We start from the raw sequence: 21,865 nt of genomic DNA, 5'->3' as shown, positions 1-21,865 counted from the left end.
TATGGCAGCCGGCGTATTCGCAGTCATGCGTTCGGTGATAGTAAGCGGCGTGGGTGACGGGATCGGTGCAGCAGTTGTCAGGGAACTGCACAGAACGGGCCACAAAGTGGTTGTTGTTTCACGAGGAAAAACCGGTGCGGAACTCGCATCGGAACTGTCTGTCGCGCATATACGTTGCGACCTTACAGATGAGTCGCAGGTCTCACATATGGTGGAGGAAGCCGCGGGTCTCCTCGGGAGCGTTGACTCGCTCGTTCATACTGCTGGCGGGTATTTCAAGAAGGAGACAATTGAAAATGTCGACAGCGCTTTTTTCACCGGCGCGCTGCTCAACAATGCACTGACCTTCTATAATACAGTCAGGTCGACCGTTGGTTACCTCAGGCGAAGCGGGCACGGTTCCATAGTCGCAGTTTCTGCCGCGCCAAACGTGTATCTGAACGGCAACGTGGCGTATGCGGCAGGAAAGGGCAGCGTGCATTTCATGGTGAAACAGCTTGCTGCCGAACTCCTGCAGGACAACATAACTGTCAACGGCGTCTCCCCTGGATTCTTCAACAGAGGCGACGGCAGCTTCCCGGACAAGGGTACCAGACTCTTGCATAAGGGACGGCTTCCCACCGAGAACATAGCAAAAACAGTATCGTACCTGTTGGATAATCCACTTATCACAGGCCAGCTGATAGAAGTGGACGGCGGACATTCCACAAGCATACAGTCAGGTCTGTGAATTTCACATATGGGAAGCATCGCTCTCACTCCCGGGCAGCCACATCCTTACAGCACCTCGTCAATCCTGCATAGGTTTTTCAGTAGTGTTGATGCGAAAAGCGTTGAGGCAGAAGAAGAGTTATGCAGGGGGCAGAACAGTGACTGCGCCGGTCAGTCCGCGTTCCTGATGGTGCCCAGATGCGACAGCAGTCCCCACGCGCACGGAATGTCCGAAAATTTGTCGATTACCTCAGCGCATTATCGTGGTGCAGATGGTCGGTTGTTGCAGGCTGTGCGACTCAGCGGGAGAAAACCGCCTTTTCTCTGAGCAATTCGTTGATTTCCTCCTCGGTGAAACGCAGCTGTCTCAGCGTCTGAATCGTATGTTCGCCGAGCAGCGGCGGAGCAAGCCTCACTGTGCCCGGTGTCTCGCTGAGCGCAAAGGGCGAGCCGATGCTTTTCATGCCACCGTATACCGGATGACTGACATCGCCTATCATCTTCCTTGCTTTTACCTGCGGATCGGAGACGATATCGCTCATGCTGTTTATGGGAGCGGCCGGAATGCCGGCTCTCTCAAGCCTGCTCAACGCCTCCGAAGTTTTCATGTCTGCGAATGCAGGCTCAAGCTTCGAGTTGAGGAGCTTCCTGTTCCTCACACGTTGCGGATTCGTAAGCAGTTGAGGGTCATTGAGCAGCTCTTTCATGTCCATTGCCACGCAGAACTCCTTCCAAAGCTTCTCGCTGCCCACGGCGACCGAAATAAATCCGTCCGATGTGGCATATACCTGATACGGCGCTATGCTCGCATGCGCTGAGCCAAGGCGCGCGGGGTTCCTGCCCGTTGCAAAGTAGCTGGTTGCCTGATGGGTGAGCGTCAGCATGTTCGCATCCAGCATTGACATGTCGATGTACTGCCCCCTGCCCGTTTCAGATCTCCTGAACAACGCGGAAAGTATCGCCACCGATGCAAAGAGGCCAGCCGTTATGTCACTGATTGGAACGCCAAACTTGACAGGCGGTCTTCCTTCTTCGCCTGTAAGGCTCATGAGGCCTGACACGGCCAGCACTGTAAGGTCGAACCCCGGTTTCTCCCTGTAGGGTCCTGTTTGCCCGAAACCAGATATGCTGCAGTAAATCAGGCGGCTGTTGTACGCAGAGAGTGTGCCATAGTCGATGCCAAGTTTTTTTGCTATGCCGGGTCTGAAGTTCTCCACGACTATGTCCGATTGCAGTGCAAGCCTCTTCACTATCTCCGTGCATTTCTCCTTCGTCAGATCCAGCGCAACGCTGAGCTTGTTTCTGTTCGCGCTCATGAAGTACGTAGACATTCCATTTAATTCCGGAGGTGCCCACGCTCTCGTATCATCGCCCTTCTCCGGCTCAACTTTGGTGACTTCAGCTCCGAGATCTCCGAGCAGCATTGTGCAGAAAGGACCGGACATTGCCCTGGTGAAATCAAGCACTCTGATGCCTTCCAGTGGGCCGGGTTTTGTTTCCACTGAGGTGGAGGACATAGTGTGAGGCAATTTGTATTCCCTCATAACACTTTCCGGCTCACACAGGCATAACGTCTATCCCGGGCGTGGACGGTCAACTTGTCCTGAAAGAAAAATAGAAACTATTTAGCCGCGGACAGTCATTCCTATGCGACGTTCTTTGGCCAATTCAGGTTTCTATAAGCAGAATAAGCAAGTAATCGACTGGCTGCTCGAGAAGAATCAGCCTTCCGTGCGCTACCACACTCTACGTGACATTCTGGACCGCACAGAGAATGACGCAGAAGTGAAAGGTGCATATTCGCAGATATCCAGGAAAGGCTGGGCAAGAGACGTTCTTGAATTACAGAAACCGGGCGGATACTGGGAACAGAGCGAACCTGGGGACGCAACGCCGGAAAACCTGCTACAGTGGCTCGATTTCATGTACAGGCCAAAATACGTGGCCACCAACTGGCGGGCCATCGTGCTTTCGGATCTCGGACTTACCCGCAAAGACCGGCGAATTGGAAAGACAGCCGATCTTTTCTTCAGATACAGGCTCATGCTTGGATCCATGATCAACTGGTTCAACGATGAGGTCTGTATTGTTGGAAACACCGCCCGCATGCTTGCTCGATTCGGCTACGCCGAAGATCACAGAGTCAGAAAACTGTATGACAGATTGCTCGAAGACCAGAAGGAGGATGGAGGCTGGCACTGTTTTCCCAGTGACAATGGAACACTCGACGGCTGGGAGGCGCTGGCGGCATTCGCTGCACTGCCAAAATCAAAGCGGACCGCTGCCATCGAGCGCTCTATCGCGAGAGGGGCTGAATTCTATCTCGAGAGGAAGCTCTTCGAGGAAGGGAAGAGGAGATATGAGCCATGGTTCAGGTTCCACTATCCGGTCCACTACTACTACGACATACTTACCGGGCTGGACCTGATGACCGGATTTGGCTATGCGGACGACAGGCGTTTACTGCCTGCGCTGAAGATACTGAAGGAGAAACGCCAGAGCGACGGAACATGGCTCCTGGATAAGGTTCATCCGGATATTGCACCGGGTGCCGGGTACGATATCGACATGAGAAATTTCAAGCCTTTTGCATTGGAAGAGGAAGGGAAGCCCAGCAAATGGATCACACTCAAAGCGCTTCGGGTCCTCAAGCGAGTCGAGGAAGCTGGATAGGCACGCGGTTCGATATTGTCGTTATAGTTCATCGAAGATGCCAGTTAGATTCACAATAACATTCATTACGGCGTTCATGTCCCCTGTATATCAGTGACCTTTTGGCAGTTCCTCCGCACACGAACATTGGTGATGCTGAGGATCGCTGATATTAAAAGGGTCAACAGTCTGACTCCCGTGCTGAAGGCAGACATATGAAATTTGCAACGAGGGCTATTCACGCGGGCGAGGAACCGGACACACTGAACGGCTACGGCGACGTCGTTTCGGCAGTACACCTGTCATCTACGTTTGCGAGGTCTGAGGTATCAGAACCGACAAAAGGGTTCGATTATTCAAGAACGGCCAATCCCACAAGGAGTGCACTGGAGTCGAAACTCGCGTCGCTTGAAGACGCGAAATACGGTCTTGCTTTTTCCTCGGGACTCGCTGCAGAGACAACGCTTCTTCTTTCGCTGCTGGAAAACGGGGATCATGTCGTTGCAGGCGAAGACCTGTACGGCGGCACAAGAAGACTGCTGACAAGTGTAATGGCCAGATTCGGGATCAGAACGACTTTCACCGATGTCACTGATGCCGACAATGTGCGGAAATGCATTACAGACAGAACGAAGATTGTCTGGCTCGAGAGTCCTTCAAATCCCCTTCTCAGGATCTGTGATATACGGGCGATTTCAGAGATTGCTTCAGATGCGGGTGCAGCAACGGTTGTTGACAACACGTTCATGAGCCCGTACCTGCAGCATCCGCTGGCACTCGGAGCGACAATAGCTCTCCACAGCACAACAAAATATGTTGCCGGGCACAGCGACGTGGTCGGCGGCGCGATCATGCTTTCCGACATAGAGCTTTACCCGCTGCTTAAATACAATCAGAATGCAGCTGGGGGCGTGCCTTCTCCATTCGACTGCTTCCTCATAATGAGGGGTGCAAAGACACTGGAACTCAGGATGGGACGCCACTGCAGGAATGCAATGGAAATTGCCAGCTTCCTTGAGGGAAGGAAGGAAGTGAAGCGCGTATACTACCCCGGCCTCAGCAGTCATCCGCAGCATGAGCTTGCCGGAAGACAGGCTGCGGGCTTCGGTGGAATGGTCTCATTCGAACTGAATGGCGGCGGAGAAGCAACAAGACGCATGCTGAAGGAGCTGAAACTGTTCGCAGTCGCCGAAAGCCTGGGCGGAGTGGAGTCACTGATTGAGGTTCCTTCACTGATGACGCATGCTTCCGTCCCCGAGTCAGAACGGGATAGGATTGGCATCGATGAAGGTCTCATCAGAGTATCGGTCGGTATCGAGGATGCATCGGACCTGATAGATGATCTCACGGGTGCACTGGACAGCCTCAGGAAGCAGTAATGCGGGCCAGACACACGCACCACCCGGTGCCCTGCTGATATACCTTACGCACATCTGCGTGAATGGAGTTTCATGGGCCGCCGCTGAGCTTTCCCTGTGTAATGCCCTGATGGGTCTGCCCCGGCCCCCTGGTAAGGACGTGCTCCGGGGTCCTGACCGGGTCACAGGCACGCGTTATTATCCCCGATTCACAGTTCAGGTTCCTCGAGCATCATGCCTGGCTCCTTCAGCATTGTCAGTATTTCGGTTATTGCCCGTTCCATCTGCGGATCCCTTCCCTCTGCGTAATCCTGAGGAGCGATCTCCACTTCAATTGTCGGATCAGTCCCGTAATTTTCGACGTTCCAGCCCACATCCTTGAACCAGAACGCATACTGCGGTTGAGTCACACGTGTACCGTCAACGAGCCTTATTCTCGGATTAATGCCTATGACTCCGCCCCATGTCCTCGTGCCGATGAGCGGACCGAGGTTCAGCAGCTTGAATCCGTGGCTGAATATGTCTCCGTCGGAACCGGCGAGCTCGTTGGTTATCGCAACCAGCGGACCCTTCACTGAATCAGGCGGATAAGGATAGGCCTTCCCGCGCCTCGGCCTGTCATAGCCTATGCGCTTCCTGGCCAGTTTTTCCAGCAGCAGGGCGGACACATGCCCACCCGAGTTGTACCGCAGATCCACGATCATGCCGTCCCTTTCAGTTTCCAGCCGGTAAATCCTGTGGAATTCGGCAAAACCGTTCGGGCCCATGTCCGGTATATGGAGGTAGCCTATTCTTCCGCCGGTCCTGTCGTGAACATATTTCCTGTTTCGTTCAACCCATGCCCTGTATATGAGCCGCTTCTCGTTTTTCAGTGTGCGTATGGTGCATTCCTTCCTCGAACGACCGCGTTCAAGGACTATGTTGACGAGATCGCCGGATCTGTTTTCCAGTAGCCGCTGGGGTGAATTCTCCTCCGAGAGCGTAACGCCGTTTATGGAAAGGAGCCTGTCTCCCTTCATCGCATTGACTCCTGGTGAGAGAAGCGGTGACTTCTCGCCGTCATTCGCCGGGTCGCCAATAAAGAAGTCGCTTATGTAATACGCGCCCTTCCTGACTTCGAATTCTGCGCCCAGCCCGCCAATCTGGTATGGTCTCGACCGGTCATAATCGCCTCCTATCTCATATGAGTGAGAAGTACCCAGCTCGCCCTGCATCTCTCTTATGAGATCAGACAGTTCATACCTGGTGCTCACTCTGGGCAGAAGTTTGCTGTATTTCCGGTAAACGGCATTCCAGTCCCTTCCCAGCATGTCCTCTCTCCAGTAATTCTCACGCATAAGCCGCCAAGTCTCTCTGAGCATCTGCTTCCATTCTTCCGGCGGACTGACTGTCGCCTTAATCCTGCCAAGGTCTATGTAACCGCTCTTCTTTCCCGGTTTCTTCTCAGCACCGCCTTCAACCTTTTTGCCAGATTCAACAACCCTTATCTCTTTGTCATAGAAGAGGAGGAGCTGCGATGCGTCCGCCGAGAGGCTGAAATCGCTGATGCCGGACGCATATTCCTCCGTCTCCATCCTTTCGAAATCGTATGACATCAGTGTTCCTCTTCTCCTCTCTGCCGAATAGAGATAGTACTTCTTCGACCCCTCCACAGGGAATGACAGGAAGAGCGCCTTTCCGTGTATGCCCATTATTCTGGAGAAGTCTGCGTCCTCCACCGGAAACGGTTCGATCCTGTTTTCTATGCCGCCGAAATCAACTCCCTTGTCCGCTGAGCCTTTTTTCTCCCCGCTCGGAGGAGACTTGATGAAAGGCGACGGAAGATCCTTCCTGAGTGTAACGGCAAAGGGCCTCGCAGTCTTCGGGAATCCGAGGTCGAACAGGATTTTGTCGTAAACGGGATCGAGCTCTCTGTCAGAGAGGAAGAAGAGGTATCTCCCGTCCGGATCGAATGCGGGTGAAAAATCATTCGCATTGGGTGCCGTAACGTTCACCTTCTTCCCGTCGGCAACCTTTGCAAGTCTGATGGTGTTTACGTTCATGGCTTCAGGAAAACTGTAGGCAATATGCTCCCCGTCAGATGAAAATGCAAATTCATCTATGATGCCGTACTCACTCCTGTCGATGGTCTTTACAGTGCCCTTCGCTGTATCCAGCACATGCAGTTCAAACCTGTTTGTCGAGAATGCCAGCCTGTCTCTGCCACTGGCTGTCTCGAGTTTCATAACAGAACCTTTGACTGCTATCTTGCGGAGGCTCGCTCCGTCGCGATCGAATACCTCTATCTTCTCCTCGCCGCCCTCATCGCTCACTGCCGCGATTTTTCCTGAATGCAGGAAGGCACAGAGGCGGTACCGGACTCCATCCCTCACCCCTATCTGCGTCACCGCGCCCTCCCAGTTGTCCATTACGAACGGCTTTCCCCTCGCAACCAGAAGAACACTGTGCCCGTTTCTGTCAAGCGAGCACTCTTCCAGGAACTCTCCGGTGTCGATGAATCTCTCTTTTGTCTGAAGACGCGTTATCGGCGTCTCTATCTCGAGTTTTACAGAATGCTGTTGTTCGACATCGAAAAGGTAGATGTCGCCGCCGCTCTGGTACACGATACGTCTGCCGTCGCTCCTGGCGTTTCGAGCAAAGAATTCCGAATGCTCGGTATGGCGTTTAATGTCCTCTCCCTTGTGATCGACAGAGTAGAGGTTGCCTGTCCCTTCATGATCTGATATGAAATAGAGTCTGTCACCGACCCACATCGGTGAAGTCAGGTTTCCGTCCAGTTCGAGAAATTTGCTGAATGTACCGTTGCCCGCTTTGTCCTTCCAGAATTTTCCTCTAGCACCACCCTTGTATCGTTTCCACTGCGGAAGGTCCACAGAATTACGCGCGAGCACGACACCATGCTTCCCGTACTCTATTGCAGTCGCGGGCCCGAGCTTCAGTTGCCTGTGTGTTTTCGAATCTGTTCCGAATTCGTGCAATTCTCTCCATCCGGTGAACGGCTTACCGGCATCTGTGCTCACTATCAGTTTCCCTTCAGGCGACCATCCTGCAATGGTTGTCACCGGAGAACCAAAATATGTGACTCTTCTGACTTCACCACCGGTGGAAGGTATCAGGTAAATTTCCGCCGAAGTCGTGGATTGGCTTCCGGCACTTCTGAAAGCAATCCATTTGCCGTCAGGAGAGAATCTTGGAGTTGTGATAATGCCCATGCCGCCAGCAATTTTTTTGACCTCATGGTCCGCTGTGCTGAACTCCCACAGGTCGTCATCGTTTACAAATATTACACGCTCTCCTTTTATGTCGGGAAAAAGATAGTAACCGTTCATGGAGGGGCTAATTCAATGACCGTTCTTAAGGTTAATCCCCGGAAGCATCTGATTTGTCCGTCCCCTGCAAATTCCCGGGCCGCTCTTTTTCCATTGGTCTGCCGGATATCATCTTTATCATATGTGATTCGAGTCCGCCTTCTCCGTCCCTGTATGTGGACATCTGAGCGAACATCTCATCAGCAAAATGGCACAGGCTCCTGTGTCCCTCCTCCACTTTTTCGAATTGTGGTGCTTCCGTGAAGCAACGCTCTCTGGAGAACGGGCATCTGGGTGAAAAACCGCATCCGTTCTCCCCCGGATTTGCTGCCTGTTCGAAGATTCTTTCGCCTAGAACCTGGAAGAGATTGCCCTTTATTCCAATGCTCGAGACGAGAAGCGCCATTGTGTATGGATGGGATGGTCTTGCTATGATGTCTTCCGTCCTGCCTTCTTCGACGATTTTTCCTCTGTACATAACTGCAATGCGGTCGCTCACATATCTGGCGGAGCCGATGTCGTGTGTTATGTACAGTATGGAAACACGATCTTCGTTTTTCAGTTTTCTCAGAAGGTTGAGGATACCGGCCCTCAGTGAAACATCCAGCATCGAAATCGGCTCGTCTGTGATGAGTACTTTCGGGTGAAGAACGAGTGCCCTGGCAATTGAAACGCGCTGCCTCTGTCCCCCACTCAGCTGATGCGGATATTTGCCAATATAGTCTCCAGGAGGTGTAAGTCCGGCCTTCAACAGCGCTTCCTGCACCAGTGCGATCATCTCTTTTCTTTCTCTGGTCACCGAATTCACAGAAAGCGGTTCAGACACTATTTCGAACACTGAGTGACGTGGATTGAGGCTCTGATATGGATCCTGGAATACAACCTGCACTTCCTTTCTGAATGGCCTGACGGACTTCCTGTCGGTTGCGTCGACCGGACTCCCCATTACTGCCACTTCTCCGCTGCTTCCGGGTTCAAGCATGGAAAGAATGCGGCTGAGCGTACTTTTCCCGCTTCCTGTTTCACCCACGATTGCCAGCGATTCACCGGATTTAAGAATCACATCGATATTGTCAACTGCAGTTACAGTTGCATCTTTTCCCCTGCCAGATTCCCTGATTCCCGTTTTTTTAAGATATGACCGGGTCAGCCCTTTCGCCTCGATAACCGTCTCCCCTGACTGCCCTTCAACGATTCTTTCCGCTCCAAGTTCAGTTTTGCCGGCAGACGGATTTGTTTTCCCCTGACTGCCTGAAGAGAATGGCAGCACAGGGCAGGAGACAAAGTGTCCTGCGGAAATTTCGACAGGCTTCATCGCCTCATCCGTCCTGCATATTTCAGTGCCATAGTCGCACCGCTCGTAAAACGGGCAGCCCTGAAACGACTGTTCAAGGCTGGGCGGATAGCCTCTTATCGGCCTGATGTACCGCAACTGCCTGTCTATGGCAGGTATGGAGTCTACGAGCAGTCTGGTGTAAGGATGCTGTGCAACTTCAAAACTGCTCGCGCGAAACGTCTCGACAGCTCTTCCTGCATACATCACCATGATCCTTTCAGAGAGGTTGGAAATGAGCGATATGTCGTGGGAGATGTTGATCAGTGCTATTTCGTGCTCCCGCTGAAGCTTTCTTATTTCCTCGATAATCCTGTACTGAGTAATGACATCCAGTGAAGTCGTTGGTTCATCCGCAATTACAAGCAGCGGATTGAGTGAAATTGCCATTGCGATTATCACCCGCTGCTTCATTCCGCCGCTGAGCTGATGCGGAAATACGTCGGCAACCCATTTTTCCAGCCCGACTGATTTCAGTAAATCCAGTGTCTTTACTCTGGCATCTTTCCTTTCCATCCCCAGCTTGTAAACAAAGATATCGTCCACCTGTTCGCCGATTTTGAACAGAGGATTCAGGGAATCCAGTGCTCCCTGAAATATCATTGAGATTCCGGACCATCTTACGGCGGAAAGTTTTTTCTCGTTCTCAACGCCCTTTCTGCTTTTCCGCAGGGAAAAAGAAGCGCCACTCTCAGTATCGGCTATGACTTTTCCCTCAAAGTATATCCTGCCAGAGGTCACGTTGGAATTCGGCGGCAGCAGGTGCGTGATTGCAAGCGCGAGCGTGGACTTGCCGCATCCGCTCTCTCCGACTATGCCCAGGGACTCTCCTTTCTTCAGGCCGAACGTCACATCGGAGACTGCAGAAATTCGCCTCCTGCCGAGCGTGTACTCGATGCTTAATCCGTCTACATACAGGACGTATTCGGCGCCAGCGTTATCCAGCTTTTCACCTCCTCAACGTGACGTCTGAGACTTCACGGATTGTGTCGCCCAGCAGATTGAAGGCAACTACTATTGCCACAATGAAAAGTCCGGGGAAAACAGTCAACCACCACTGACCGGATACAACATACTGCAGGCCGGACGATATCATGGCTCCCCACTCCGGCGTCGGAGGCGGTATTCCCACTCCGAGAAAGCTGAGGCTGGCGGCAATCAGTATGGAATTACCAAGGCCAAGTGAATAGAATACTAGCGTAGGTGAAATCACATTGGGCACAATGTGCCTGTACATGATGTGCCAGCGTGACGCACCTACGGAGGCGGCAGCCAGCACGTAAAGTTCTTCCTTTGTGGAAAGAACCGAGCTCCTTGCAATACGGGCGAAACCGGGTATGGTCACAACCACTATTGCTATGATTATCGTGTTGAATCCCGGCCCGATCGATATGGCAATTGCTATCGCAAAGAGTATGGATGGAAATGAAAGCAGTATGTCCATGAATCTCATCATGACGCTGTCTGTGATTTTTCCAAGAAAACCGGACACAACACCGATCGTGACGCCGAGCAGGTAGCTGAGTGTTGTGGACAGAAGCGCTATCGCCATATCGAGCCTTGCGGCATATAGAATGCGGGAAAAAACATCCCTTCCGTATTCGTCTGTTCCCATAATGTGTGTACTGGAGGGCGGCGAAAGTCTCAGTGCAAGGTTGAGCGCGTCAGGATTGAATGGAGTAAAATATGGGCCGAACAGGGCCAGAAAGACAAAGAAGCCGATTATGCTGAGTGCGGTGATCGCGCTCCTGTTCCTGATTAGAAGTCTGAGCGTCTGTGACAAACTCGACTCAATGCCCGGCACAGCTGTAGTATCAATTGATGAAAACATGATTCACAACTTTACCCTTGGATCTACCAGTGCGTACAGGACATCTGCGAGGAAATTAAACAGGACGAACAGCACTCCAGACACAAGCACGACACCCATCACGCTTGGATAATCAAGATTGTCTATGGATGTAACCGCATAAAGTCCTAGGCCGGGCCATGAGAAGACAGTTTCCGTGAGCACAACGCCGCTCATCAGCGCGCCAGCGTACAGCGCCGCAATCGTTATGGCAGGAAGCAGTGCGTTCCTCAGAGCGTACTTGTTGATGATGACGTTTCGCGGCAAACCTATCGCGAAGACTGTTCTCATGTAATCTTTGTTCACCACATCAAGCATGCTCGATCTGATCACACGTGACATCGTGGCTATTCCTGCCAGAGAAAGACCGATTGCCGGAAGTGCAATATGCCAGAGTGCATTTCCTAAATCCGCAGCATTTCCCGTGATCAGAGAATCGAATATCATCATGCCGGTGATATTCGGCGGCGGACTCAGCGTATTGCTAAGTTCCCCATACGGAGCAGGTGCTATTCCAAGATATACATAGAAGACAATTATCATCACAAGCTCTATCCAGAAGACCGGCATCGATATGCCCAGCAGCGTAAACACCCTTGCCGCATGATCGGCCGGCTTGTTTGCCCTCAGCGCTGCATAGACTCCGAGAATTATCGCAATTGGAATGGAAATAGCCAGCGCCGCAATGGCAAGTTCCATGCTCGCCGGAAGTCTTGTTGCAATCTCGTAGCTCACGTACTGCTGCTGCACGTACGAAAATCCAAGATTGCCGTGAATCAGCTGGTTTAAGTAAATCAGAAACTGCATGTAAAGAGGTTTGTTGAGCCCCATCTGCGCTTCGAGCAATTTCAATTCTGTTCCATTCACTTCGGGCCCGATGACAACCAGTGCCGGATTGCCGGGCACCACATGCGAGAGGATAAAAGTGATCAATACCAACCCGAAAAGAGTCGGTATGATCGAAAGTGCCCTGAAGATGAGGTATACCCCTCTCCTGCTCATGCGATTAACCCATGCTCACCTGGCTGAAGAATATGTCGAATGTCGGATATACGTACAGGTTGTGAACGTTGGATGTCATGGGGATGACATTCTCAAGGTTGAACAGCGGAACTTCCACGGCGTTGGCGGCAATTATGTTCTGTGCTTCAACATACATGGAATCCCTCTGCGTCGCGTTGAGCGTCTCTCCTGCCTTCGTAAGCAGATAGCTGACTGTGCTGTTGTTGAAGAAGTTGTAGTTGCCGTATATTCCAATGTTTCCGCTGTTGAAAAGCGGATACATGCCGTCGTCAGGCGTAGCTAGCAGATTCACCCAGCCGTCGAAGAACATCGGAAAGTGCCCGTAACCGTTTTCCGTGAAGAATGTATTTGATGTCAATGGTACCAGGTTCAGTGTTATGTTGATGCTCTTGAGTTCCTGCTGCAGTATTGTGGCTATTGCGCTGCCAACCGGGTCTCCCGATATGTAGTAGAAGGATGTTGAGAAGCCGTTCCTGTATGCAGTGGGTGCCTGCGACAGGTACTTTTTGGCGATTGTCACGTTGAAAGTGTAATTCTGGAATGCGGGAGTGTACGACTCTATCGTAGGTGCTATAACGCTCTTCAGCACTATTCCGTACCCGAACGTCGAGTACTGAGTTATCTCGCTCGTGTTGACTGCATACAGAACTGCCTTCCTGACGGAGAGGTTATTGAACGGTGTCACGTTCTCATCCAGTCCGATGTAATACTCTGAAGAAGTGGGACCGGATTTTACCTTTATGCCAGTAGTTCCCTTCAGTGTAGCCATCTGATCGAGCGGTATGTTCAGTGCGACATTTACCGAACCTTTCTGTAGCAGCGTCTGCTGCGTGGCCGGGCTCGGAACAACCTCGTAAACGATCCTGGTTATGTTGACTTTTCCTCCCCAGTAATTGGGATTGGCAGTCAAAACGATCTCGGAAGTGCCGTAAGAAGTCAATTCATACGGGCCGGTCCCCATCGCATGGTCTGTCATGTAAGCGTTAACCTTACCCGCCTGCACACCGCCGTTTGCGTTTACATAACTCGGATCTACTATCGAGGTAACCCACAGCTGAAACAGGTTGAGGAACCATGGGTATGGCCTTGACGGCACCAGTAGAATCTTGTACGGGCCCAGTACATGTATTCCGCTTTCATTCAGGAACTTGAATACATGGAAGTCGGCTCCCTGCTTCATTGTGATCACCCTGTCAAGCGAGAACTGTACCGCGGTTGAATTGAATTTGTCGCCATTGGAAAATGTGACGTTCTGTCTCAGATTGAACAGAACCGAACCATTGGCATTCAAAGTCCAGCTCGTGGCAAGTTCCGGCACAGGATTCAGCGACCCAACGGTTGTACCATTGTACGTCGTGGTTCCATAACCGATCAATGTATTGTATATCTGATCGGTGAAGAGAACGGAACCCGAATCAAACGCGACGGCCGGATCCAGGGAGGCTGGAACTACCGAGCTCGCCACAACTATAGTCTTTGGTGTCGCGGCAGGTGTCGTCTTCTTGAGGACGATGGTAGCTACACCTGCCCCGATCACCAGCAAAACAACAATGCCCACAATCAGGTAGAGCGAACGTTTGCCCATGAGTCGGTCATTTAGGCATCGCTATTAATAGATAACCCGTACTCGTACAAGACCGACAAAAGACTGACGCGTGAGCTAATCCACAACTGGTGCTACCTGCCATATCATCACCTGTGACCTGCACGGTTTCGTTCATTGCGGCGTCACCGTTTTTTATTTCAATTTCCTTCTTTGTCGTTCTCCTTAAAGTGAAGGCCGCATTCTCTGTTACTATCTTCCCACCACCACCTTCCACTTCGTGAATCCTCTCCATTCAACACCGCTCTTGTGCACGGTTGGCACCCTATACTGGGGTAGCCGGAATCATGGAGCTTGTTGTATGGCACTTTATTAGTGTGTATGTATTCCCACACATTTCCATCGCTCCAGTCCGCAAGTGGGGATATTTTCATCATGGCAGTTTGTTGATCGAAGTGCACTTTTGGCACAACAGATCGTGTTTTTGATTGAACCCTTCTCAGGCCCGTGATCCACGCGTCCTTTCCTTTGAGTGCCCTGCTCAGCGGTTTTACCTTTCTCACCTCGCAGCACAACTTCCTTTTTTCCACTGAATGGTAGAAAAGATTCATTCCATTCTCTGTTACCATTTCCTCGACATCACCTGCATCAGGAAAGTACACACTTACGCGCACCTTGTATCTCTCGTGGACAGTGTGCATAAGTTCGTATGTTTCACTGTGAAGGCGTCCGGTGTCCAGCGTAAAGACACTGGCGCTTTTTCCCGTTCCGGTGTAAATTCTGTCAAGCATGTCAAGTATGACCATGTCTTCCGGTCCGAAGCTGCATGCGAACCCGCACTTTTCACCGTAATCCGATACGGACCCGGAAATCAAATCGAATGCATTGCTATCTTCCATTATCTCATGCCGCTCTTGCATTTCAGTCATCGAACCGGAAAGTGAGGTCGTGTTCATAATGACACTTTTATGGGTAAATTCGCAAATGTATATGTGCTATAGTTCGTATATCTGACCTAAGTAATATGATAAATATTCGTATTTATCCTTTTGACGGTGTTTGAAAATGGCGCTTTTTCTGGATAACCTGACTTCCGGCAGGGAGGGAAAACCCAGAGACAAAGGCAAGACTATGGTCCTCGACAGGATAGCATACGGCACTTCTGAGGTCGTGGAGATGCTTTCTGATTACATAGACACAGTGAAAATCGGATGGGGCATTCCGATGCTTCTGGACGTTGATGCACTGAGAGTCCGTATTTCGTTTTACAAACAACACCACATTCATGTCTCGAACGGTGGTACAATGCTCGAACTGTCCGTTTCGAAAGGCAGGTACATTCAGACTCTTTCATCTTTCAAAGACGCAGGTTTCGACACTATTGAATTGAGTGAAGGTATTATCGATATGCCGGCGAACATAAAGTCTGGTATAGCGGAGTTCGCACACTCGAATGGGCTCAGGCTGAATGTGGAAATCGGTAAGAAGGATCCAAGGAATCAGCTCAGTCTTGATGAAACGATCCAGGGTGTTGAAAGGGCTTTCGATCTCGAGCCGGATGTGGTGATAATAGAAGGCAGGGAAACAGGCAGGGGCGTTGAGATATATGATGAGGCAGGCACGATAAAGTGGGACTGGGTAGATCGCCTTCTCGAAGTCTCCCGTCCGTCTATGCTGATGTTTGAAGCACCCATTGAGCGGCAGCAGACAGAACTCATATTACACATTGGCTCGTACGTCAATCTCGGCAACGTGTCGTTTGCAAGCGTGGCTGCGCTCGAGACTCAGAGGCAGGGATTGCGAGGCGACACATTTGGTGTCGTAGCTCCTGCGCCCGAGGTTAACGGAGGCCCTGCGTCAAGATTTGTTTATTATGTGCTTAGCACGCACGGTTCAATGGATCAGTCAAAAATAGTCAGATCCACCGGTCTCACAAGGAGGACCGTACAGAAGGCACTCAACACACTTCTCGGTTCGGGTCTCGTCAGAGAGGCCAGGGACCAGCACGATATGCGTAAAAGGATATACTCGGCTATTCACCGCTCGCTGTCAATGAAGCGGGAAAACGACTGATGTAATTTCCGGACGCCCAAACACGCAGCAGCGGCAATCAGTCATCAAATCCGGTCTGCTCTTTGCTGCCCGGTCTTCGGGCGTCTTTCAAATATGCCCCTTTGCTATTCGCTCTGCAGTAAGGCTTACAAGGTGCTGCTGCCCGTCAGGTCACAGTGAATTTGCAGGTGCATGCGGATATGGATTTGAAAACTGTTCACAGAATAATCTTCGGCAATGCTGCGACGGAGCTTCCTGCATTCCGGGGCGATCCAGTTGATCTTGTCGTAACCTCTCCTCCGTATCCTATGATATCAATCTGGGACAGATTATTCGGCAGCAGCGATGAGCGAATCGCCGACGCGCTGCTTGACGCAAATGGCGAAAAGGCGTTCGAACTGATGCATCAGCAGCTGGACGAAGTCTGGAAAAAACTCTATGAGGTGCTGAATCCCGGCGGCATTGCGTGCATAAACATCGGTGATGCTACGAGGTCAATTGGCGGCAGATTCCGTGTGTTTCCAAATCACGCGAGGATTTTGAATTCGTGCACTGCCGCCGGGTTCGATGTTCTGCCTGAGATACTGTGGAGGAAACAGTCCAACAAGCCAAATAAGTTCATCGGTTCAGGCATGCTTCCTGCAGGTGCATATCCGACACAGGAGCACGAATATATTGTAATACTCAGGAAGGGTACAAAGCGTGTTTTTTCAGACAGTTCCGTGCTGAAGCGTAGATATCAGAGCGCATATTTCTGGGAGGAGCGTAACGAATGGTTTTCCGACGTCTGGGAAAACATCAAAGGGACGAGACAGACATCCCGGCCGAACGGCAGCAGGACGGCTGCGTTCCCGCTAGATTTGTGCTACAGGCTGATTTGTATGTTTTCAATCATCGGCGATACCGTGATAGATCCGTTTGCCGGAACAGGAACAACGATCCTGGCATCGATTGCGGCAGGACGCAACAGCGTTGGAATCGAAATCGACAGCTCCCTTGGCGAAGAGATAGAGTCGAAATTGAAGGATGCTGTTTCACTCGCAGGAGATTTGAGCGGAAGAAGGATCGCCAGTCACAGGAAATTCATATCCGACAGGCTGGCACGCGCTCCGACATCAAAGATGGAGCACATCAACAGGCACTATGGATTTCCGGTCGTAACGTCGCAGGAAACGGAGCTAAGGCTGCCTGAGCTTTTGGAAGCACGTCTTGATCAGGACTTCACAGTTCACGCCACCTATCGATGAACGCCGAAGATGGACTGCCCGTTCAAACACGGGCGCCGTCTGCATTCATTTCGCTCAACACGTTCAATAAGGTGCAGCCGATTCCCTGAGTAAATCGGTGAATGCGCGGAAGGCGGGCATTTTGAGATACCTCAATGTGATTCATGGAAGTAAGCGCGATCTGGCAATCCGGACTGACGGCGGCATAATCACTCTCGGGATGCTGCGCGGACTCACAGGCAGCAGGTATGCGAATGCCAGATCCACAGACGACGTGATAAGGCGGCCGAAGGTTGCGGAAAAAATAGTGTCTGATTTCGTGCAGCACCGGAACAGGCTGGAGAAGGAGTCGCTTCAGGAATCTGAAGTGAAATTCCTGCCATGCGTCATCAAGCCCGGAAAGATCGTCTGTGTCGGTCTCAATTACAGGAAACATGCACAGGAGATCGGAGTGCCTTTGCCGCAGTTTCCTGTCATCTTCAGCAAGTTTTCAGAGTCTGTGGCGGCCCATCTCCAGAGTATTCCAATAGCCGCAGAAGGATGGAATGTCGATTATGAGGCCGAACTTGGCCTGGTTATAGGCTGCGGTGCGCGCAGGATTGCTGCCGGAGATGCGCTGAATGCTGTGTTCGGTTACTTCGCGGCTAACGACGTTTCGGCAAGAGAGCCTCAGATGATAACTAGCCAGTGGCTGCTGGGAAAGACGTCCGTGAATTTTGCGCCAATCGGACCGTATATTGTGACGCCGGACGAGACCGGAAGACCGGATCGGTTGAGGATCAGGTGCTCGGTGAACGGCGAGGTCAGGCAGGATTCCAGTACCTCCGACATGATATTCGGCTGCGATTACATCATATCGTATGTGTCGCAGTACTTCCCGCTTTACCCCGGCGACATAATTCTGACGGGGACACCCGAAGGAGTGATACTCGGAAGCAGAGGAAGAAGGAAATGGATCTCTCCAGGAGATACGGTGGAAGTGGAGATTGAAAGATTAGGCACGCTCAGAAACACATTCATAGATGAAGTGGAAGAGAGCGCCTTGCCTGCGCCGCTCTGAGCCTGTAGCGGACGGCTGAGGAAACCGGTCGAATGAATATTATGAACCGGTTTCGGGCACAGCAGCAGTCATGACAGGCCCGTTAGTACTTTAACTAAACTTTGATGGACAGTAGTGTTCAAACGCTGACGTTATTCTCCACACCTCTCTCAGCCCACTTCCTGGATCGCTGAATTTGAATCGTAACATGCGGAGTGTAAGATCTTTAATGGAATGAAGTGAATACTTGACAAGACGGATGTGCTGTATGATACGCACAGGCTGCATGGGGTGGTCATACGCTGACTGGGTTGGACCTTTTTATCCGCAGCGCTCTTCACAGAGCGATTTCCTGTCGCTTTACAGTCTTGTATTCGATACAGTGGAAGTTGACTCCTCCTTTTACAGGATGCCGTCCCATGAGATGGTTGACCAATGGAAAAGCAGAACGCCGGATGACTTCCTGTTTACGCTCAAACTTCCAGGCATTTTCACTCATGATCGCAGACTGCTTGTCCAGCAGTCTGCAGTGGAAGAGTTTGAGAACGTAGCCAAAGCTTTCGGATCAAAGCTGGCATGCGTCCTTATCATGCTTCCCCCTTCGAGCAGGTTTGAACTCTTGTTTGACCAGCTCAGGGATATGTTAGATCTTCTTGGCACCCGGATAAGATATGCTGTAGAATTTAGGCATCAATCGTGGTTCAGGCAGGAGGTCTTCAAGTTCCTCTCTGACCGAAACATCTGTTTTGTCTGGTCAATCAACCAGTACGCTGAATCTCCCGCAGAGCTTACAAGCGATTTGATCTATCTCAGATTCATAGGGGATCGGAAAATAACAAGGTTCGACAGGACACAGAGAGACAGAACTGCAACAATCCGTGAATGGCAGTACAGACTACATTCAAGCATCGAGGAAAATAAGGTAAGGGATGCCTATGTCTTTTCAAACAACCACTTCGCGGGATTCGCCCCGGAGACGATAAACACATTCAGACGTTTTGCAGGCATGGGCGAAAAGGACTGGCGGAGGATCATGGCTGAACGAAAAGCGGGCAGTCAGGGAAAGGGGAGACAGACCGGTCTTGACTGGTAGGTGCCCGCAGACGGCAGGGAGTCGACGCACCCAACTTTCACTGGCTGCATTATAATCTCCCGGATTTGGAATCGAATCCTCATGAATATCGTGTATGGAAAAAGCGCGATGGCGGTATCCCGGGAAATGCTCAAACCGTCTCAGAAGATCGCGTGGAGAGAGCAGGAGTCTTGCAAAAAGGGGACTTCTGCCATAAGTTTTATAGTATTCTCAGGCGGTTGAAGGCAGGAGAGAAGTTGAGGAGGCATTATTGCATTGATGCAGATGAAGACACTGACAAAGTTTTTTCCCGGAGCGAAAGCTGCAGCAGTCGATGCGCTAAATCTGGAAGTCAACGACGGTGAAATAGTGGGTTTTGCCGGACTGAACGGTGCCGGCAAGACAACGACCATCAGAATTTGCGCAGGCATAATCTTCCCCACAAGCGGCACAGCGGAGATAGACGGTCATAATATCGTAAGTGAGAAGAGAAAGGCGTCCTGCAACATAGGCTGGGTTCCTGAATTTCCAAACTTTGAGCCAAATGCCAAGCCGGTCAGTCTTTTGAATTATTACGGCAGATTCTACGACATTAATAAGAAGGATCTGGAAGACAGAATAGAGACGCTGCTCAAAGCAACCGGCCTTTCAGAGCACACTGAAAAGAGGCTCAAGAACTACTCCCAGGGCATGAAGAAAAGATTTTCTCTTGCATCTGCTCTGCTGTCGGATCCGCGCAACATGCTGCTAGATGAAACACTGAACGGCCTGGACCCTGAAGGAGTACGATATGTGAAAAGCCTTATCATGTCGATGAAGAAGGAAGGGAGGGCGATTTTTCTTTCCTCCCACATCCTTTCCGAACTGGAGAATGTGGCCGACCGTATTGCTATAATAAAATCCGGGAAGGTCGTGAGTATCGTGAGTCGGAACGAACTTTCTCATCTGGGCAGCAGACAGACTATAAGGCTGTCCGTCGTCAACCCCGACAGCAAACTCATCACGCTGCTGCAGTCTTATGGTGAAGTCTCCAGCGAAGGTAACGACTTTTCAGTGACAAACGTCAGGGTTGACGCTGAGAAGGCGCATCTTGTAAACAACGAGCTTGCAAGGGCCGGTTATGTTGTCAGCCGTTTCACTGTCGCAGGAGAAAATTTTGAGGATTACTTCTTCAGGCTGGTGGGGCAGTAGATGAACAACTATCTCAATGATTTCCTCAAGATTATGCGCAGCAGGGCCGGCATAATTTCCGTCATTGTAATCATACTGTTCAGTCTCGTGATTGGATATGCTTCCGAAAGTTCGTTCATCTCGAGCAACCCTGCTTCCACCCTGTCAATCGCCCCGGGATATTATTCAAACAGTACTGAAATTCATTTTGCAATGCAGGTCTACAACGGTTACGGTCAGGGAGTGCCTGGCAAGGTTGTCAATTACAGTTTGATTGTCAATACGAACGCCGGGACTGTCAACAGGTATTACAATGTTGTTTCGGGCCATGATGGTTTCGCCAACCTGACGTTCATGAGCTTTCCGGGCGAGATTATGAGCACACTCGGAAACAAGAGCCAGCCGCCTGCCATCCTTGCTTCTGCTGCACTACCTGGCCAGCCCTACTCATCCGGAATGCCCTTACCAGTATTTTTCAATTGGACGGGAACAACTTACTGGCTCAGTGTCGTCAGGAATCCCTCTCATCCGCTGCAGGGCATGATACACGTGACCTTTATCGGCCCTCCTGCGAACTTTACCAATTCGGTCGGCATTTATTACAGCAACAATACGAAGGTGTATTACAACAACCTGTCTTCAACTACCGGTTACCATCTTGTGGCGAATATAAGTGACTTCAGCGCGATAAATCTGCCGCTCACATTGAAAGGAAACAGTTCTCAGACCTATATCTTTGCGGCATTCAGCAGCAATGGCGAACTCGCCGGTGAGACTTCCGGATCGATAAGTTTCGTCCCTCCCTCAAGCCAGATCCTGACAGTTTTCTTTTCCAGCAGTTCCGTATTGATGTCTGAATTTGTGCCGTTGCTCGCCGTCTTTGCAGGCTATTTCTTCTTCGGAAGGGAAAGAGTCTCCGGTATAATCGAGTCCGTTTTGGTGAGACCGGTTACCAGAGGCAGTGTGATTGTGTCCAGATACGTGGCATCGGTTGTGCTTTTTGCCATTGCCTCCGCAGCGGGACTGTTGGTCGTCTACTTCTTTGTCGGTCTCTATACAAGTTACTACATTCCGTCAGTTTACCTGGGTTATGCTTTCTGGGCGCTGCTGGTAATGTGCGGCGGTTTCATAGGACTCGTATTTCTCGCATCCATCTTCATGAAATCGGCCGGTTCAATGCTCGGCCTGAGTATTGGCATCTATATCGCGTTGTCTTTCCTCTGGAGTTTCATCTCGCTTATCGTCAGCGTGCTGTTGGGGAGATCCTTCGGCAGCGCGGCCTTCATTCGCACCTATGTTGCAATGCTCTATCTCAGCCCTTCGGGATATTTGACGCTGGTATCGATGATTGCAACAAACAACTTCCTGTTCGGGCAGGTCTCCAACCTCTCCTCCCTTGGTCTGAGCGAAGCAGGCGTCATCGCAGGCGGTATTCTGTGGCTGACGGTCCCGTTCATACTCGCAGCGATTCTATTTGTCAGGCGGGACTGATGGTGCCTGGGGGCTGCCCCTGACGAAAACCGGAAGTG

16 protein-coding genes are annotated in these 21,865 nt (G+C 51.1%); 9 read left to right on the top strand and 7 right to left on the bottom strand.

Annotated features, from left to right (window positions below; all coding sequences use genetic code 11):
- Positions 1 to 25 precede the first annotated feature (25 nt).
- Entirely contained in the window at positions 26 to 730 is a 705-nt protein-coding gene (locus KIS30_08120; GenBank protein MBX8646705.1) for an SDR family oxidoreductase, read from the top strand.
- A 280-nt stretch (positions 731 to 1,010) separates the two neighbouring features.
- On the opposite strand, the gene KIS30_08115 is transcribed toward KIS30_08120, so the two are convergent.
- Complete coding sequence (locus KIS30_08115; GenBank protein MBX8646704.1) at positions 1,011 to 2,228, bottom strand: CoA transferase; 1,218 nt, start codon at positions 2,226 to 2,228, stop codon at positions 1,011 to 1,013.
- Positions 2,229 to 2,358: 130 nt separating this feature from the next.
- On the opposite strand from KIS30_08115, the gene KIS30_08110 reads away from it, so the two are divergent.
- Positions 2,359 to 3,384: a hypothetical protein gene (locus KIS30_08110; protein MBX8646703.1), complete on the top strand. Its 1,026-nt coding sequence runs from the start codon at positions 2,359 to 2,361 to the stop codon at positions 3,382 to 3,384.
- A gap of 194 nt (positions 3,385 to 3,578) precedes the next feature.
- Positions 3,579 to 4,742 carry a cystathionine gamma-synthase gene (locus KIS30_08105; protein ID MBX8646702.1) on the top strand — a complete coding sequence of 388 codons (1,164 nt, stop codon included), beginning with the start codon at positions 3,579 to 3,581 and terminating at the stop codon, positions 4,740 to 4,742.
- A 188-nt stretch (positions 4,743 to 4,930) separates the two neighbouring features.
- Here KIS30_08105 and KIS30_08100 read toward each other — a convergent pair whose 3' ends face one another.
- The 6 genes from KIS30_08100 to KIS30_08075 form a co-directional block, all read right to left on the bottom strand.
- Positions 4,931 to 8,050 carry a PDZ domain-containing protein gene (locus KIS30_08100; protein MBX8646701.1) on the bottom strand — a complete coding sequence of 1,040 codons (3,120 nt, stop codon included), beginning with the start codon at positions 8,048 to 8,050 and terminating at the stop codon, positions 4,931 to 4,933.
- Between the two features lie 31 nt (positions 8,051 to 8,081).
- The gene (locus KIS30_08095) at positions 8,082 to 10,214 is read right to left on the bottom strand and encodes an ABC transporter ATP-binding protein (protein ID MBX8646700.1); all 2,133 of its coding nucleotides are present in this window, start codon (positions 10,212 to 10,214) and stop codon (positions 8,082 to 8,084) included.
- Positions 10,215 to 10,311: 97 nt separating this feature from the next.
- Positions 10,312 to 11,193 carry an ABC transporter permease gene (locus KIS30_08090; protein MBX8646699.1) on the bottom strand — a complete coding sequence of 294 codons (882 nt, stop codon included), beginning with the start codon at positions 11,191 to 11,193 and terminating at the stop codon, positions 10,312 to 10,314.
- A gap of 3 nt (positions 11,194 to 11,196) precedes the next feature.
- On the bottom strand, positions 11,197 to 12,213 hold the full coding sequence (locus KIS30_08085; protein ID MBX8646698.1) for an ABC transporter permease: 1,017 nt from the start codon (positions 12,211 to 12,213) through the stop codon (positions 11,197 to 11,199).
- Positions 12,214 to 12,217: 4 nt separating this feature from the next.
- Positions 12,218 to 13,819, bottom strand: a complete 1,602-nt coding sequence (locus KIS30_08080) for an ABC transporter substrate-binding protein (protein ID MBX8646697.1) — start codon at positions 13,817 to 13,819, stop codon at positions 12,218 to 12,220.
- Between the two features lie 158 nt (positions 13,820 to 13,977).
- Positions 13,978 to 14,706 (bottom strand): phosphoadenylyl-sulfate reductase, encoded by a 729-nt coding sequence (locus KIS30_08075; GenBank protein ID MBX8646696.1) that lies wholly within the window; start codon positions 14,704 to 14,706, stop codon positions 13,978 to 13,980.
- A 136-nt stretch (positions 14,707 to 14,842) separates the two neighbouring features.
- On the opposite strand from KIS30_08075, the gene KIS30_08070 reads away from it, so the two are divergent.
- The 6 genes from KIS30_08070 to KIS30_08045 all read left to right on the top strand — a co-directional run bounded on the left by KIS30_08070 (position 14,843) and on the right by KIS30_08045 (position 21,827).
- Positions 14,843 to 15,850: a phosphosulfolactate synthase gene (locus tag KIS30_08070; protein MBX8646695.1), complete on the top strand. Its 1,008-nt coding sequence runs from the start codon at positions 14,843 to 14,845 to the stop codon at positions 15,848 to 15,850.
- Between the two features lie 185 nt (positions 15,851 to 16,035).
- The gene (locus tag KIS30_08065; GenBank protein ID MBX8646694.1) at positions 16,036 to 17,076 is read left to right on the top strand and encodes a site-specific DNA-methyltransferase; all 1,041 of its coding nucleotides are present in this window, start codon (positions 16,036 to 16,038) and stop codon (positions 17,074 to 17,076) included.
- A 97-nt stretch (positions 17,077 to 17,173) separates the two neighbouring features.
- Positions 17,174 to 18,115 carry a fumarylacetoacetate hydrolase family protein gene (locus tag KIS30_08060; GenBank protein ID MBX8646693.1) on the top strand — a complete coding sequence of 314 codons (942 nt, stop codon included), beginning with the start codon at positions 17,174 to 17,176 and terminating at the stop codon, positions 18,113 to 18,115.
- 247 nt (positions 18,116 to 18,362) lie between these two features.
- A complete protein-coding gene (locus KIS30_08055; GenBank protein ID MBX8646692.1) occupies positions 18,363 to 19,187 on the top strand; it encodes a DUF72 domain-containing protein in 825 nt (274 codons plus the stop codon).
- Between the two features lie 255 nt (positions 19,188 to 19,442).
- Positions 19,443 to 20,357: an ABC transporter ATP-binding protein gene (locus KIS30_08050; protein MBX8646691.1), complete on the top strand. Its 915-nt coding sequence runs from the start codon at positions 19,443 to 19,445 to the stop codon at positions 20,355 to 20,357.
- Positions 20,358 to 21,827, top strand: a complete 1,470-nt coding sequence (locus tag KIS30_08045) for an ABC transporter permease (GenBank protein ID MBX8646690.1) — start codon at positions 20,358 to 20,360, stop codon at positions 21,825 to 21,827.
- Positions 21,828 to 21,865 lie beyond the last annotated feature (38 nt).

Origin of the sequence: Candidatus Sysuiplasma acidicola, from assembly GCA_019721035.1 — an archaeon.
GTDB classification, from domain to species: domain Archaea; phylum Thermoplasmatota; class Thermoplasmata; order Sysuiplasmatales; family Sysuiplasmataceae; genus Sysuiplasma; species Sysuiplasma acidicola.
Note: the sequence above shows the minus strand (reverse complement) of the source record. Positions and strands in the feature narration are given on the sequence as shown.

What these genes read in the sequence shown, in the direction of transcription:
- KIS30_08120 (MBX8646705.1), top strand. Translation starts at nt 26, where the DNA reads ATGCGTTCGGTGATAGTAAGCGGCGTGGGTGACGGGATCGGTGCAGCA.
- KIS30_08115 (MBX8646704.1), bottom strand. Translation starts at nt 2,228, where the DNA reads ATGTCCTCCACCTCAGTGGAAACAAAACCCGGCCCACTGGAAGGCATC.
- KIS30_08110 (MBX8646703.1), top strand. Translation starts at nt 2,359, where the DNA reads ATGCGACGTTCTTTGGCCAATTCAGGTTTCTATAAGCAGAATAAGCAA.
- KIS30_08105 (MBX8646702.1), top strand. Translation starts at nt 3,579, where the DNA reads ATGAAATTTGCAACGAGGGCTATTCACGCGGGCGAGGAACCGGACACA.
- KIS30_08100 (MBX8646701.1), bottom strand. Translation starts at nt 8,050, where the DNA reads ATGAACGGTTACTATCTTTTTCCCGACATAAAAGGAGAGCGTGTAATA.
- KIS30_08090 (MBX8646699.1), bottom strand. Translation starts at nt 11,193, where the DNA reads ATGTTTTCATCAATTGATACTACAGCTGTGCCGGGCATTGAGTCGAGT.
- KIS30_08085 (MBX8646698.1), bottom strand. Translation starts at nt 12,213, where the DNA reads ATGAGCAGGAGAGGGGTATACCTCATCTTCAGGGCACTTTCGATCATA.
- KIS30_08080 (MBX8646697.1), bottom strand. Translation starts at nt 13,819, where the DNA reads ATGGGCAAACGTTCGCTCTACCTGATTGTGGGCATTGTTGTTTTGCTG.
- KIS30_08075 (MBX8646696.1), bottom strand. Translation starts at nt 14,706, where the DNA reads ATGACTGAAATGCAAGAGCGGCATGAGATAATGGAAGATAGCAATGCA.
- KIS30_08070 (MBX8646695.1), top strand. Translation starts at nt 14,843, where the DNA reads ATGGCGCTTTTTCTGGATAACCTGACTTCCGGCAGGGAGGGAAAACCC.
- KIS30_08055 (MBX8646692.1), top strand. Translation starts at nt 18,363, where the DNA reads ATGATACGCACAGGCTGCATGGGGTGGTCATACGCTGACTGGGTTGGA.
- KIS30_08045 (MBX8646690.1), top strand. Translation starts at nt 20,358, where the DNA reads ATGAACAACTATCTCAATGATTTCCTCAAGATTATGCGCAGCAGGGCC.